The sequence below is a fragment of the Rahnella sp. RFA10(1/100) genome, assembly GCF_004195115.1.
Lineage (GTDB): Bacteria > Pseudomonadota > Gammaproteobacteria > Enterobacterales > Enterobacteriaceae > Rahnella > Rahnella perminowiae.
Genome location: NZ_SEWR01000003.1, coordinates 431659 through 445043 on the forward strand (window position 1 = coordinate 431659; position 13385 = coordinate 445043).

Sequence of the window (13385 nt, forward strand, 5' to 3'; positions counted from 1 at the left end):
TTATGGAATGAAAATAGATTAGCTAAATATATTATTTGTTTTTTAAGCAATTAAAAAAACGGCCTCCAAATCTGAAGGCCGTTTTCATTTAAATTCACTGTTACCCTCGCCGGAAATAGCTAAATCGGGTAGCTAATCACTACTCGTCGAGCATCACAACCTTGCCGACATACGGCAGATGGCGGTAACGCTGGGCGTAATCGATGCCATAGCCGACAACGAATTCATCGGGGATCGGGAAACCCACGTATTCCACTTTTACGTCCACTTCACGGCGTTCAGGTTTATCCAGCAGGGTACAGATGGCCAGGGATTTCGGACCGCGCAGTTGCAGGATTTCACGTACTTTACTCAGCGTGTTACCGGAATCGATGATGTCTTCAACAATCAGCACATCTTTACCGCGAATATCTTCATCGAGATCTTTAAGGATCTTAACGTCGCGGGTGGTGGACATGCCGTTGCCGTAGCTGGAGGCGGTCATGAAGTCCACTTCATGCGGCACATCTACGGCGCGACACAGGTCAGCCATGAACATGAAGGAACCGCGCAGCAATCCCACCAGCACCATTTCGCTGCCGCTGTCGCGGTAGTGGTCGGTGATTTCACGGCCCAATTCGGCAATTCGGGTTTTGACTTCCTGCTCGGAAATCATGACGTCAACACGATGTTTCATATAAAGACTAGCCACCTGATTTAAGAATATTTATCGCTGCTTTTCAGAAAAACAGCGACCATATAGTGGAATGGATTATATCAAAGAACCGGTTGATGGGTAACGCTGGTGTCAGCCGATCCCGGCCTGATGCAGGTCATGCAGGTTGATCGCGCCGACCAGCACGCCTTCGCTGTCGACCACCGGCGCGGCGCTGATATGCTGTTGATGCAGTGCTTCAAGCGCCTCACCAGCCCGCCATTGCGCCGGAAGCAGATATCCCGGACGGCTCATGGCGCTGACCAGCGGATCGTTCAGGCTATTGCCTTTGACCAGCCAGCGGCGCAAATCACCATCGGTAAACACACCGGCAACGTGAAGGCTGGCGTCACATACCGCGATCAGACCCAGACCGGTGCGGCTCAGTTCCAGCATCGCATCCATAACATTTTTCCGGCTGTCCACCACCGGCAGACGATCGCCGGTGCGCATCAGGTGATGTACGCGGTTCAGCAACCGCGCACCCAGGCTGCCGCCGGGATGGGAACGGGCAAAGTCTTCTGCGCCAAAACCGCGATGCCGCATCAGTGCCATCGCCAGCGCATCCCCCATCATTAAGGTATTCACCGCGCTCGAGGTCGGTGCCAGCCCCATCGGGCAGGCTTCGCGCTCGACACTGATATCCAGTACACAATCTGCCGCCAGCGCCAGCGGAGAGTCTTTGCCGCCGGTGATGGCAACCAGGCGGGTTCGGTTTTCTTTCAGCAACGGCAGGATCAGATCCAGCTCTTTTGCCCGGCCGGAATAAGAGATAAAAATCAGCACATCTTCGCTGCCGATCATACCCAGATCGCCGTGCAATGCTTCGGCAGGATGCACAAAGAACGCCGGTGTGCCGGTACTGGCCAGTGAAGCAGCAATTTTTTTGCCGATATGACCGGATTTTCCCATGCCGGAAACGACGGCTTTGCCGGTGCAATTGAGCAACAAGCGACAGGCGCAGAGGAAATTATCATCCAGACGCGTCAGTAACCGGCGGGCTTCTTCAATTTCAATTTCCAGCGTTTCACGGGCGTAATTCAGTAATGCGTCACTCATCGTCTTCCCCGACCAGAATAATGCGGATCCCTAATTTTTCGATGGCATCACGGTATTGGCTGCTAAGCCCGCTGTCCGTGATCAGCGTATCGACCTTACCTAAATGGCACACCACATTCGGGCTTTTACGACCAAATTTTGATGAATCCACCAGCAGGAAAATACGTTCAGCCGCTTTACACATTGCCTGACTGACACCGTGAACTTCGTTGAATGTCGTGACGCCGCCATCCAGATCGACACCATCAGCACCGATAAACAGCTTATCGAAATTGAATTTATCAAACGCGCTTTCGGCCAGACTGCCGTGGAAGGAAGAGGATTTTTTGCGGTAGGTGCCGCCCGGCATCAAAATGGTCTGGTCATTATCCAGCTCGACCAGCGCATTGACGATATGCAGGCTGTTGGTCATAACCGTAATGTTATTAAACTGGCTGAGGAAAGGCACCATCTGCATCACGGTGCTGCCCGCATCAAAAATCAGCGAGTCGCCGTCCTGGATCTCCCCGATAGCTGCGCGGGCGATACGCAGTTTTTTGCCGGTATTGATGTGGGTTTTACGGTCGATAGGCTGGTCGCCTTCTTCACGACTGAGCACCACACCGCCATAAGTGCGGATCACTGCGCCCTCTTCCTCCAGCAGGGTGAGATCTTTGCGGATAGTGGTGCCGGTTGTGGCGAAATGCGCGGCGAGATCGTCCACCGCCGTTTTTCCAAATTGCTGCAAATGCGCCAGTATCGCCGCCTGCCGTTGCTTAGGTTTCATCACGATTTTCGCTCAAATTTTAAGATAAATTCACAGCTATCATTCTTTTTGAAAGATAATAGCTTTTAAAGTGAAAATATCATGATTTCGGTTCAATCGCTAATGATAGTGCAGTTTGAATATTCGGATCTTTCGGGAAGATCACACCTGACATCAATTGTTCCCGGCTCATGCCCTTAAGCGTCGTGACCGGCTGAGGACGGGCGAAAATTGTCAGGCCGCGCAGTAAAAATCCGTCACAGACTTTTTCCTGTTTATCGAAAGCCAGCGCCAGTACCACTCGCGGCTTGAAACGTCCGCCGGAACGCCCGATGCCCACCTTTCCCTGCATACACAACCTGTCAAATGCCCGGTTAAAGCGCTGCAACTGCCACCAGCCGAGCGCGATTTGTGCCACCCAGGCCAGTACCGCACAGAGTATTAATGCCGAAGTCGGGGTCATTATCTTCTCCTTTATGTCAAAAATCCGCCCCTGTAAACAGAGGCGGAACACATCAGAACATCACCTGACCGCCAGTGATATTGATCGACTGACCGGTGCAATAAGAGGCTTTATCGCTGGCATAAAACAGCAGCATATTCAGCACATCCTGATAGTCACACCCGCGTTTGAGCGGCACTTTATCAATGTAATACTGCTCGACTTCGTCGGCCTGAATGCCCAGTTTTTTGGCGTACTGCGGCAATAATGACTGAAACATCGGCGATTTGAGTAAATTGCCCAGCATCAGTGAATGCACGGTGATGCCATATTCCGCCAGATCCAGCGCCAGAGACTGCGTCAGCCCCACGCCGCCGAACTTGGCCGCGCTGTAACCGGCATTATGTTTGCTGCCCACTTTGCCGGATTTAGAATTGATCTGGATGATGCGTCCCGGAATACGGTCGCGGATCATCAGACGGGAAAACTCCCGGGCACAGAGGAAGTACCCCACCAGATTGACCTGCAACGAGAGGTCAAAATCGTTGAGGGCAAAATCCGTGATCGGCGATGCCTTCGCCATCCCCGCGCTGTACACCAGCAAACTGACCTTGCCGAACGTCTGATCCACCGCTTTCGCCAGCCGGACTACGCTGGCTTCACGGGTAGCATCAACAGCAAACCCGAATGCCCTTTCCCCGCCAAACTGCCGGTTAATCTGCTCTGCCACGGAGGCAGCATTTTCCTCATTCAGATCCGCCACCGCCACGCGATAGCCGGATTCAGCCAGCCCCTGACAGAGAAATGCGCCCAGCGTCTGCCCCCCGCCGATCACGACTGCAACCTGTTCCATTACTGACTCCTGACTCTGCTAGTTAATCGATAAATTTCAATACGCTGCCCAGCGGAATATCGTCGGGCGCGGTGCCTTTTACATGTACGCTGCCGGGAAATTCCGCTTCGGCACTGCCGTCAAAACGCAAAGTGATATGCCCCAGTTCACGCAAATTTTGCATTGCCACCTCTCCCACGGCAGTCACCGGATAACGCACATCTGCCAGTTCCATGTACGCACCACGGTGCAGTTCCCCTTGCATGTCCCCGTGCCGGTGGATGAAGCAATAATCCTGAATATCCGCCGGCGCACCTTCACGGAAGGTGATCAGCATCTGGTCGGTTAAGGCTTCACGGGCGAAGTCGCCGATTTGCGTAATCGTGGTTTGATAAATGGTTTGCACAGTGACTCCTTACTGATAAATGAAAGCGGAAGCGGCCCAGGCGATAAGTACCGTCGGCGCACCGGTCAGAAAACGGCTGACCAGCACCGAAGGCACACCGACGCGCACGGTGTCTTGTTTGGCTTCAGCCAATGAAAGCCCGACAGGAATGAAATCGCACGCCGCCTGAGCGTTGATGGCGAAAAGTGCAGGCAGTGCCAGATGTGGCGGGATATTGCCCAGCCCGATCTGCACCCCGACCAGTACACCGATGACTTGGGCGATCACCGCGCCGGGGCCGAGGAAAGGAGAAAGCAGCGGGAAGGAACAGATCAGCGCCAGCAACACCAGCCCGACGGGGCTTTTCGCCAGCGGCGTCAGCCCGTGCGCCACCAGATCGCCCAGACCCGAGGCCATAATGATGCCGATCAGCGCCGCCACGAAGGCCATAAACGGCAGGATGGTTTTGAGCACGGTATCGATGGTGTCGCGCCCGGCCTGGAATAAAACGGCCACGCCGGAGCCCATGCCCATACCGACTTTCGCCAGCAGGCCGTCGCTCTGTTCGGTGATTTTTTTTGTGGTGTCGTAATCACGCCCTGCCCCAGCCGGTGCGGGTTTAGCCGCCACCGTGGCCGGTTCAGCGGCGTCTGCATTTTCCAGCACGATGTCATGCTCACGGACACCGGAAACATAAATGTCTTCGGTAATAAACTGTGCCAGCGGGCCTGATTTACCGGTCGAATGGATATTAACGGTCGGGATGCGCCGTTTTGGGTAGATGCCGCAGCGCAACGTGCCGCCGCAGTCGATCACCGCCACACCGATTTCTTCTGCTGGTGGTTCACCTTCTTTAAAACCGTCTACCGTTTCCCAGCCGGTCAGTTCTGCCAGCTTGTCGACGATCGCCGGGCGCGTGCCCGCCGTGATATACATCACTTTTTTGCCGGGCACCGCGTCAATCAACAACGGCCCACCCCAGCCACCTTCACCCCGGTTAATGCGAATCGTAACGCTCATTTTCTGCTCCGCTTTTTAGAATTTGACCTGATTAGAATTGACGCTGATTACAGCCGAACCTCACGATCAAGCTGAATGCCCATCTTGCGTTCAAAGATGCGTGTGGTGAGATCCGTGACCCAGCCGCGGAAGAAGTTAGTCACCATGCCGACCAGGAAATAACTGACGGCCAGCGGTCCGAGCGGTAATCCCAGCGTGGTCAGCCCGCTGGCAACGCCGAGATACACAAACAACTCACCGGGGTTAATGTGCGGGAAGAGGCCGTTCATGGAATGGCAGCTGTAAGAGCCAGCAGCGTAATAACTGGGTTTGTAGATTTCAGGCATAAAACGGCCAAGACTGAGGGTCATCGGATTACAGAAAACAAAGGTGCCAATCACCGGTAACAGCAAATACCGTGAAACCGGATCACCGGCACAGCGCTGCGCCAGACGTTCGATCCGTCGCTGTCCGACAAAAACGATCAGCGCGTTCATGACCACCAGCAAACTAATCAGGAGAGGCAGAATGCCGGTGACCATCCCGACAAACACTTCTCCTCCTTTTTGAAACAGGCCGATAAACCACCCGGCACCGTGCGTTATTACGTCAATCATCATCTTCTCCTGTAGGGATACGTGGGTTTAAGCTTTCATGTTTTGTCACTCCACGCAGGAAATATAATCATTATGAATTTATATTAATTATATATTTATCACATTTTGAAAGTTTAATCTTTCAATTTGAAAGATTGAAAATCATGAGAGCGCACAGGTAAAGACAGGGACGAGGGAAGATACGGAAAGGGGCGGGCCGGATAATGGCTCCGGCCCGCTGATTTTTAAGAAATTACAGAAAGAAAAGCAGTTATACGGATTACGCTGATACTGTGAAGCCAAGCATCATGCCGGTATCTTCGTGTTCAAGCAGGTGGCAGTGCGCCATGTAGGCATGTTGTTTACCGGCAAGATGGTTAAAACGCACCAGCACTTCGCTGCGGGCACCTTCAACGCGCACGATGTCCTTCCAGCCCTGACGATGGGCCGCCACGGGCTGACCGTTTTCAGAAAGAATACGGAACTGTGTGCCGTGGATATGGAAAGGATGCAGCATCATGTCGCCCTCGCCCGAGATAGTCCATTTCTCATACCGGCCTTGTTTCACATCGAAAGCAGGAACGTTCATGTCGTAGGCTTTACCGTTAATTTTATTGCCCTGCATGAAATCGTAACCCGGGGATGATTTACCCATGTCCGTACCGGCCATGCCACCCTGCCCGTCGTGGGCAGAATCAGACATTCCCGGCATGGCTGCCATCTCATCCCCGCCATGATCCATGCGCATTCCGGCCATCGCATTGTGTCCGTACCGTTTCATCAGCGCCGCCATACCCTGCTGATCGAGCTGCGGATCCATCATCAGTTGCAGCCAGCGGGTCGGCAGATTATCGACTGACACCAGCGCGGGCAACGGCACCAGCGTGTCCGGCAATGCACTGCCGCTTTGAGTCAAAGTCGGCTGAATACGCAACACTGGCAATGGTTTATCGAACGGTGCCAGCGTCATGCCCATCTGCTTCACCGGCAACGTGACCAGATCAAACGCTTTGCCGTCGCTGCAATCAATCAGCACTTCAAAACGCTCGCCCGTCAGTAACGGCAGATCACTGACTTTCACCGGCTCAGGCAGGAAACCGCCGTCACTGGCGATGACATACATTGGCCGTTGATCGCTGGTGGCGATATGCAGTGAGCGGGCATTACAACCGTTGAGTAAACGAAAACGTACCCAGCCACGGGAGATCCCGTGCTGCGGATACACCGCGCCGTTAGTTAGCATGTGCTGCCCAAACCAGCCGACGGCGGCAGTCATGACGTCCATCTGATAATCGATTTTACCGGCATCGTTTAAGCGCTTATCCTGCAAAATGACCGGAATATCATCCACGCCCCAACGTTTCGGGATTTGTAACAGATCACTGCTTTCATCTTCAATCAGCACCAGCCCGGCGAGCCCCATCGCCACCTGATAACCGCTGGTCTGATGCGGATGCGGGTGAAACCAGCAGGTCGACGCGGGCTGATCGAGTTGCAAACTGACTTTGCGATTCTCACCGGGTCCGATCAGACCTTGCGGACCACCATCCACATCACCGGGAATTTCCAGCCCGTGCCAGTGAACGGTGCTGGCCACATCCAGCCGGTTATTGATGGTGACACTGACCGGTTTACCGCGACGGATACGCAGCGCGGGGCCGAGCAGATTACCGTTTATGCCCCAGGTTTCGGTGTTCACACCGGGCAGAAACTGGCTCTGGCCGCGTTGTAATGTGAGCGTAATGGCGCTGTGGATATCCGGTTCAAGTAATGCAGGAACAGGCAATGCCGGGCGGTCTGCAGCGAGCGCGAAGCGGCTCCAGCCAGGCAGCGTAGTGGCAGCGCCCATCAGGGTCGTCCACTTCACGAAATCGCGACGGTTCATTTTTCAGTCCTTATGAGGGGGTGACCAGACGGATGGCGCAAACGTGCCATAATAGTACAACAGCCTACCCCTTCCCCTAAGGGGAAGGTCAAGCGCCTTCGCGGCAAAAGAAATTTGGTGCCGCTCAGCGCAAATATGGTAACGTCCTTTTAACTGCCTGTGAGCCAAGTCTTCCTGACTTTCAATCTACAAGAACAAGAACACACCCATGAAAAAAACAACACTGTGTTTGTTATTACTGTCGCTGCTCGGTTTCTCCTCCGCCAGTCAGGCGCTGAGTGAATCCGAAGCGGAAGATCTGGCGGACCTGACGGCCGTCTTCGTTTATCTGAAAAATAACTGCGGTTACGAACAACTGCCGAATACCCAAATCAAACGGGCTATCGTATTTTTCGCACAGCAAAACCGCTGGGATCTGAGCAATTACAACAGCTTTAACATGCAGTCGATGGGCGAAGAAAGCTACCGTGATCTGAGCGGGATCGCCGTGCCTAAACCGACAAAATGTAAGTCTCTGGCGCGTGACTCGCTGAGTTTACTGGCCTACACCAACTGAATTCCGTCAGCCAGTTTTTCAGCCGTGTGCTCCGTCATTGTGATGCCGGAGCCTGTTCCCTTCCCCCGCTTTCCCCAACTTTTCGCGCCACACCAGCCTCGTCTACACTTAACCTACATTCACCTGTCTGAAATTCAACCGTGCATGGACAGGCAGAGTTAGCTATCATGTGCGCCCATTTTTATGGCTGCGATTGATCAGGAGAAACAACGACATGTCCCGGAACTCGTCATCCAAAGAAATATGGTATGAGACGCTGCACGATCATTTTGGTCAGTACTTTAGCGTCGATAAAGAGTTATACCGTGAAAAAACCGATCACCAGGATCTGGTCATTTTCGAAAACGCGGCGCTGGGTCGCGTCATGGCACTCGACGGCGTGGTGCAAACCACTGAGCGTGATGAATTCATTTACCATGAAATGCTGACCCATGTGCCTTTGTTCGCCCACGGCCACGCTAAAAAGGTGTTGATCATTGGCGGCGGTGACGGCGCCATGCTGCGCGAAGTGTGCCGCCATAAAGGCGTGGAAGCGATCACGATGGTGGAAATTGATGCCGGTGTGGTGGAGTTTTGCCGCCAGTATCTGCCCAACCATAATGCCGGTGCGTATGATGATCCGCGTTTCAAACTGGTGATCGACGACGGTGTGAACTTCGTTAATCAGAGTGCTGAAACCTTCGATGTGATCATCTCCGACTGCACCGATCCTATCGGTCCCGGCGAAAGCCTGTTTACGTCGGCGTTCTACGAAGGTTGTGCCCGTTGCCTCAATCCGGGCGGCATTTTTGTGGCACAAAATGGCGTGTGTTTCCTCCAGCAGGATGAAGCGGTGAACAGCCACACCAAACTGAGTCATTACTTCAGTGATGTCAGTTTCTATCAGGCTGCGATCCCGACTTATTACGGTGGCATCATGACCTTCGCCTGGGCGACAAACAGCCCGGAATATCGCCAGATGGATAACCACACCTTGCAGGCGCGTTTTGACGCCGCAGACATCACCTGTCGTTATTACAATCCGGCGATTCATCATGGCAGCTTTGCCCTGCCGCAATATTTACTGAATGCCCTGTCAGCCGCGCGCTGATACCGCATCCATAAGGGGGTGAACTAAATTGCAAAAGCTGAAACTGCACGGTTTCAACAACCTGACCAAAAGCCTGAGTTTTTGTATCTACGATATCTGCTACGCCAAAACCGCAGATGATCGTGACGGCTATATTGCCTACATTGACAAAGAATATAACGCCAACCGTCTGACGGAAATTCTCACCGAAACCTGCTCCATTATCGGTGCCAATATTCTCAACGTAGCGCGACAGGATTACGAACCACAGGGTGCCAGCGTCACGATTTTGGTGAGCGAAGAGCCGGTGGATCCCCGTGATGTGGATAACACTGAGCATCCGGGCCCGTTGCCGAATTCGGTGGTCGCGCATCTGGATAAGAGCCATATCTGCGTGCATACCTATCCGGAAAGCCATCCTGAAGCGGGCCTGTGCACCTTCCGCGCCGACATCGAAGTCTCGACCTGTGGGGTGATTTCACCACTGAAAGCGCTGAACTACCTGATTCATCAGCTTGAATCGGATATCGTCACTATCGACTACCGTGTGCGTGGTTTCACCCGTGACGTGAACGGCGTTAAGCATTACATCGACCATTCCATTAATTCGATTCAGAACTTCATGTCGCAGGATATAAAAGCGCTGTACGACATGATGGACGTCAACGTGTATCAGGAAAATATCTTTCATACCAAGATGTTATTGAAAGAATTCGATCTGAAGCATTATTTGTTTAATGCCAAACCGGAAGAACTGAGTGCCGCAGAACGCAAGGAAATCACCGATTTGTTGTACAAAGAAATGCAGGAAATTTATTACGGTCGCAATCTTCCGTCAGTCTGATCAGGGCCGAATAAAGAAAAGGCCGGGCATGTTTACAATGTCCGGCCTTTTTGGTTTTGGCGGGGGTAATAAATCAGGCCAGTGTCAGCGTAAAGGGCTGTTCGCCCAGTGCCTGCTGAATATCCCGGTTCAGCCCTTTATCGGTAATAATATCCGTCATCTCAGCCAGCGGCGTGACGCAAAACAGCGAGTACGCACCGTATTTACTGCTGTCGGCCAGCAACACCCGGCGACGTGCATTCACCGCCAGATCCTGCTTCAGCCCGGCTTTTTCTTCCGTCGGCGTGGTGATGCCCTTATCCAGACTCCACGAGTTGCAACTGACAAAAGCAATGTCAGGGTAAACGCTGCGCAACAAACGACGGCCATGTTCGCCAACACAAGACTGACTGCTGTCGTCGATACGTCCGCCGATAATCGTGACTTCAATTTGCTTAAACTCTGATAAAAACAGCGCGATACGCAGATCGGCGGTGATCACCCGCAGTGGCAAATGCGTCAGGTTACGCGCCAGTTCCAGCATCGTGGTACCCGCATCCAGCACCACAGCGTCCCCCGGTTTCACCATCGCAGCGGCGACTTCTGCTATGGCCTGCTTTTCCTGCAAACTGCGCTGCAGTTTTTCATTGGTGGTCGGCTGGCTGGGAATAAACCGGTTGAGCGTCACACCGCCATGACTGCGGCTGATCACGCCCTGTTCATCCAGTTTTATCAGGTCGCGGCGAATAGTCGCCGGAGATGCCGCAATGGCGGCAACCAGTTGTTCTACGGTGACCAGATTATGGCTTTTCAGATAATCCATAATCTGATCGAGGCGGCTTTGTCCGGTCAACGTGATTCCTTTTTGCTCTGCGCCACTGACGCGAAATTACGCCAGTTGTACGGCTAACTGAATAGAGATCGCCATGCTCTCAGACTTGGCTTTTCCTGTCCACGCAATATCAAACGCGGTGCCATGGTCAGCCGACGTGCGGATGAACGGCAGACCGGCGGTGATGTTCACCCCGTCATAGAATCCCATCAGTTTCAGCGGGATATGGCCCTGATCGTGATACATCGCGACCACCATATCGTACATCCCTTCATAAGTTTGCAGGAAAACCGTATCCGGCGGGCATGGACCGTAGACGTTAATTCCTTTGGCTTTCATTTTCTCTACCGACGGCCCGACAATCTTAATTTCTTCATCACCGAACAGCCCGTTTTCACCCGCATGCGGATTCACACCGGCGACAGCGATACGTGGATTTTCATAACCGACGCGACGCAGGAAGGTATCCGCCATCTGAATCACCGTTTCTACCCGCTCGTGACTGAGCGTATCGAGGAATTTACGCAGCGCGATATGCGTGCTGACGTGGATAACCTTGAGTTTGTCGGTGTAAAGCACCATCGCGTAGTCGCGGCTGTCAGTGAGTTTCGCCAGCAGTTCGGTATGTCCCGGATAAATATGCCCGGCAGAATGCAGCGCTTCTTTATTCAGCGGTGCGGTAGCAATGGCGTGCACCTGTCCGGCCATGGCCAGTTCTGTCGCGCGTTTTACACAGCGATAAGCCAGATCCCCGGCCTCTTTTTGCACTTTGCCCGGCACCAGTGCATCAGGATTTGCCAGCGGTTCGTCAATAACGTTAATCACACCGGGCGCGAAATTCGCCTGCGAGACGTCATCGATAATACGCAGTTCCGCTGCAGGCGTGATACCTAAGCCAAGGATACGGCGGAATGTGGCGGCACAACCGACCACCACCGCTTTCGTGCCGGAAAGCTCACCTTCAGCCAACGCTTTAATGATAATTTCAGGGCCGATACCGGCAGGGTCACCCATCGTTACTGCGATAATTTTAGTCACTCAACTTCTCCTCAATAAAGCGTAAAACTTCAAGTAGCGTACTTTCGGTACCGAACCCTCCGGCCTTGGTCATGACCGGCAGCCGGTGAATCTGACTGCCTTGCAGATATCCCCAGGGAACGCAGCCTGCAATTTGTCCTTTAATTTCAAAACCTTTTGCCCCGAGCGCACGAACCACCGCCAGCGCGATATCACCGCCGGTAAGGTAAATGCCGCCCGGATGCGTCTGCTGTAGGACATGCCGGATCAGTTGCCCGAGAAAGGCGGCAATCCGCTCGCCCATCTGCGAGCGGCTGATGTCATATTGCTGGCAAAATTGCGCAATCCGGTGCCGCTGTTCTGCGCCCTGCGACGTGCGGATCACACAGTGTTTGCCCTGCGCCAGCGCTTGAGAAATCTGCGCGACCAGCGTTTGCTGTATATCGATAAATTCATCTGAAAACAAAGGCATAACATCGATATCCAGCAGCGAAATCGCCCTGTGCTGCATTACGCAGGCCACCTGTTGCAAGGCGATTTCACTCATCGAACCGACCACTGCCAGCAACGGCAATTTCTTACCGGATATCACCGGAGGATGTTCATTGTCATGCAACGCGGCATCGGTCAGCGCATGGATAAGACCCGAAGCCCCCACCATCAGCGGTCTGAATGGCAGGCTTTCAGCGGCCTGAACAATCAGCTTCAGATCTTCTGGCGTCTCGCTGTCCGCTATCAGAATGCGGACGCCGGACGCCACAAGAGCAAATATCACTTTGTGCAAATCACCGCTTCGTAACGCTTCAAGGCTGACGTGGTGCTGTTTCAGCGACGTCTGTTCAGCCAGTCGCTCTGCTATGCTGGCGGTATGCACCGGCGTTTTCGGATCGCTCGCAAATTCGGTTTCAGTCAGCAATTGGCCGTTGACGTAACATTTACCATCCGCCACCACACGACCAAGTGCAGGCACAGCGGGAGCGACAATCGCCAGCGGGCAATTGAGCGCCGTCAGCGCCGCTTCGGTTTCTGCCCCTAAATTGCCGCGCAGAGTGGAATCAATTTTTTTAAACACCCAATGCTGACCAGAGATGGCTGTCATTCCCGCCTGCACAGCCAGAGTCACTTTCTGTGCCGCCTGTGCCGCGCTCAGCGCCCGGCTGTCACTGCTGTAAATCACCGCGCTTGCGCTGCTGCCCCTCTGCACTTCAGTCTGAATATCAAACTGCACATGCGCGGTCAGCCCCTGGCGGACAAGCGCCACGCCGGTGTCATTCGCGCCGGTAAAATCGTCAGCGATAACCAGAAGCGCGGCAGGCGTGCGATACGCCGGGATTGTCAGTGTTTCAGCCATCATGGCTCCGTAAAGGATCGGGTTGGGTTAATCTTACTGGATGTGATTATATTCAATCATGATTGATTATATGTGAGCAACATCAAATTATTCAACTTCA

The 13385-nt window shown here is 53.4% G+C and carries 15 protein-coding genes; 3 read left to right on the forward strand and 12 right to left on the reverse strand.

The features are described from left to right. Positions 1-139: 139 nt before the first annotated feature. The 9 genes from hpt to cueO all read right to left on the reverse strand — a co-directional run bounded on the left by hpt (position 140) and on the right by cueO (position 7637). A complete protein-coding gene (hpt, locus tag ETV65_RS12485) occupies positions 140-676 on the reverse strand; it encodes a hypoxanthine phosphoribosyltransferase (RefSeq protein ID WP_129953152.1) in 537 nt (178 codons plus the stop codon). Between the two features lie 111 nt (positions 677-787). Further along, on the reverse strand, positions 788-1753 hold the full coding sequence (gutQ, locus tag ETV65_RS12490) for an arabinose-5-phosphate isomerase GutQ (protein WP_129953153.1): 966 nt from the start codon (positions 1751-1753) through the stop codon (positions 788-790). Further along, complete coding sequence (locus ETV65_RS12495) at positions 1746-2519, reverse strand: DNA-binding transcriptional repressor (protein WP_129953154.1); 774 nt, start codon at positions 2517-2519, stop codon at positions 1746-1748. The genes gutQ and ETV65_RS12495 overlap by 8 nt, the downstream gene beginning before the upstream one ends. Positions 2520-2598: 79 nt before the next feature. Then, the gene (gutM, locus tag ETV65_RS12500; protein WP_129953155.1) at positions 2599-2961 is read right to left on the reverse strand and encodes a transcriptional regulator GutM; all 363 of its coding nucleotides are present in this window, start codon (positions 2959-2961) and stop codon (positions 2599-2601) included. A gap of 52 nt (positions 2962-3013) precedes the next feature. Further along, entirely contained in the window at positions 3014-3793 is a 780-nt protein-coding gene (srlD, locus tag ETV65_RS12505; protein WP_129953156.1) for a sorbitol-6-phosphate dehydrogenase, read from the reverse strand. A gap of 22 nt (positions 3794-3815) precedes the next feature. Further along, a complete protein-coding gene (srlB, locus tag ETV65_RS12510) occupies positions 3816-4178 on the reverse strand; it encodes a PTS glucitol/sorbitol transporter subunit IIA (protein ID WP_129953157.1) in 363 nt (120 codons plus the stop codon). A 9-nt stretch (positions 4179-4187) separates the two neighbouring features. Then, entirely contained in the window at positions 4188-5177 is a 990-nt protein-coding gene (locus ETV65_RS12515) for a PTS glucitol/sorbitol transporter subunit IIB (protein WP_129953158.1), read from the reverse strand. A 47-nt stretch (positions 5178-5224) separates the two neighbouring features. Then, a complete protein-coding gene (locus ETV65_RS12520; RefSeq protein WP_129953159.1) occupies positions 5225-5773 on the reverse strand; it encodes a PTS glucitol/sorbitol transporter subunit IIC in 549 nt (182 codons plus the stop codon). 259 nt (positions 5774-6032) lie between these two features. Further along, entirely contained in the window at positions 6033-7637 is a 1605-nt protein-coding gene (gene cueO / locus ETV65_RS12525; RefSeq protein WP_129953160.1) for a multicopper oxidase CueO, read from the reverse strand. 208 nt (positions 7638-7845) lie between these two features. On the opposite strand from cueO, the gene ETV65_RS12530 reads away from it, so the two are divergent. The 3 genes from ETV65_RS12530 to speD all read left to right on the forward strand — a co-directional run bounded on the left by ETV65_RS12530 (position 7846) and on the right by speD (position 10106). After that, entirely contained in the window at positions 7846-8193 is a 348-nt protein-coding gene (locus ETV65_RS12530; RefSeq protein ID WP_013576967.1) for a YacC family pilotin-like protein, read from the forward strand. Between the two features lie 214 nt (positions 8194-8407). Then, on the forward strand, positions 8408-9283 hold the full coding sequence (speE, locus tag ETV65_RS12535) for a polyamine aminopropyltransferase (RefSeq protein WP_129953161.1): 876 nt from the start codon (positions 8408-8410) through the stop codon (positions 9281-9283). Positions 9284-9311: 28 nt separating this feature from the next. Continuing rightward, positions 9312-10106 carry an adenosylmethionine decarboxylase gene (gene speD, locus ETV65_RS12540; protein WP_129953162.1) on the forward strand — a complete coding sequence of 265 codons (795 nt, stop codon included), beginning with the start codon at positions 9312-9314 and terminating at the stop codon, positions 10104-10106. A 73-nt stretch (positions 10107-10179) separates the two neighbouring features. On the opposite strand, the gene ETV65_RS12545 is transcribed toward speD, so the two are convergent. From ETV65_RS12545 to ETV65_RS12555, 3 genes are read right to left on the reverse strand one after another with little or no spacing between them, the layout of a single operon-like run. Then, positions 10180-10938: a DeoR/GlpR family DNA-binding transcription regulator gene (locus tag ETV65_RS12545; protein ID WP_129953163.1), complete on the reverse strand. Its 759-nt coding sequence runs from the start codon at positions 10936-10938 to the stop codon at positions 10180-10182. Between the two features lie 36 nt (positions 10939-10974). Further along, the gene (locus tag ETV65_RS12550) at positions 10975-11955 is read right to left on the reverse strand and encodes a D-threonate 4-phosphate dehydrogenase (RefSeq protein ID WP_129953164.1); all 981 of its coding nucleotides are present in this window, start codon (positions 11953-11955) and stop codon (positions 10975-10977) included. Continuing rightward, positions 11948-13288, reverse strand: coding sequence for a four-carbon acid sugar kinase family protein (locus ETV65_RS12555; RefSeq protein ID WP_240782833.1), 1341 nt, complete (start codon positions 13286-13288; stop codon positions 11948-11950). The genes ETV65_RS12550 and ETV65_RS12555 overlap by 8 nt, the downstream gene beginning before the upstream one ends. Between the last annotated feature and the right edge of the window lie 97 nt (positions 13289-13385).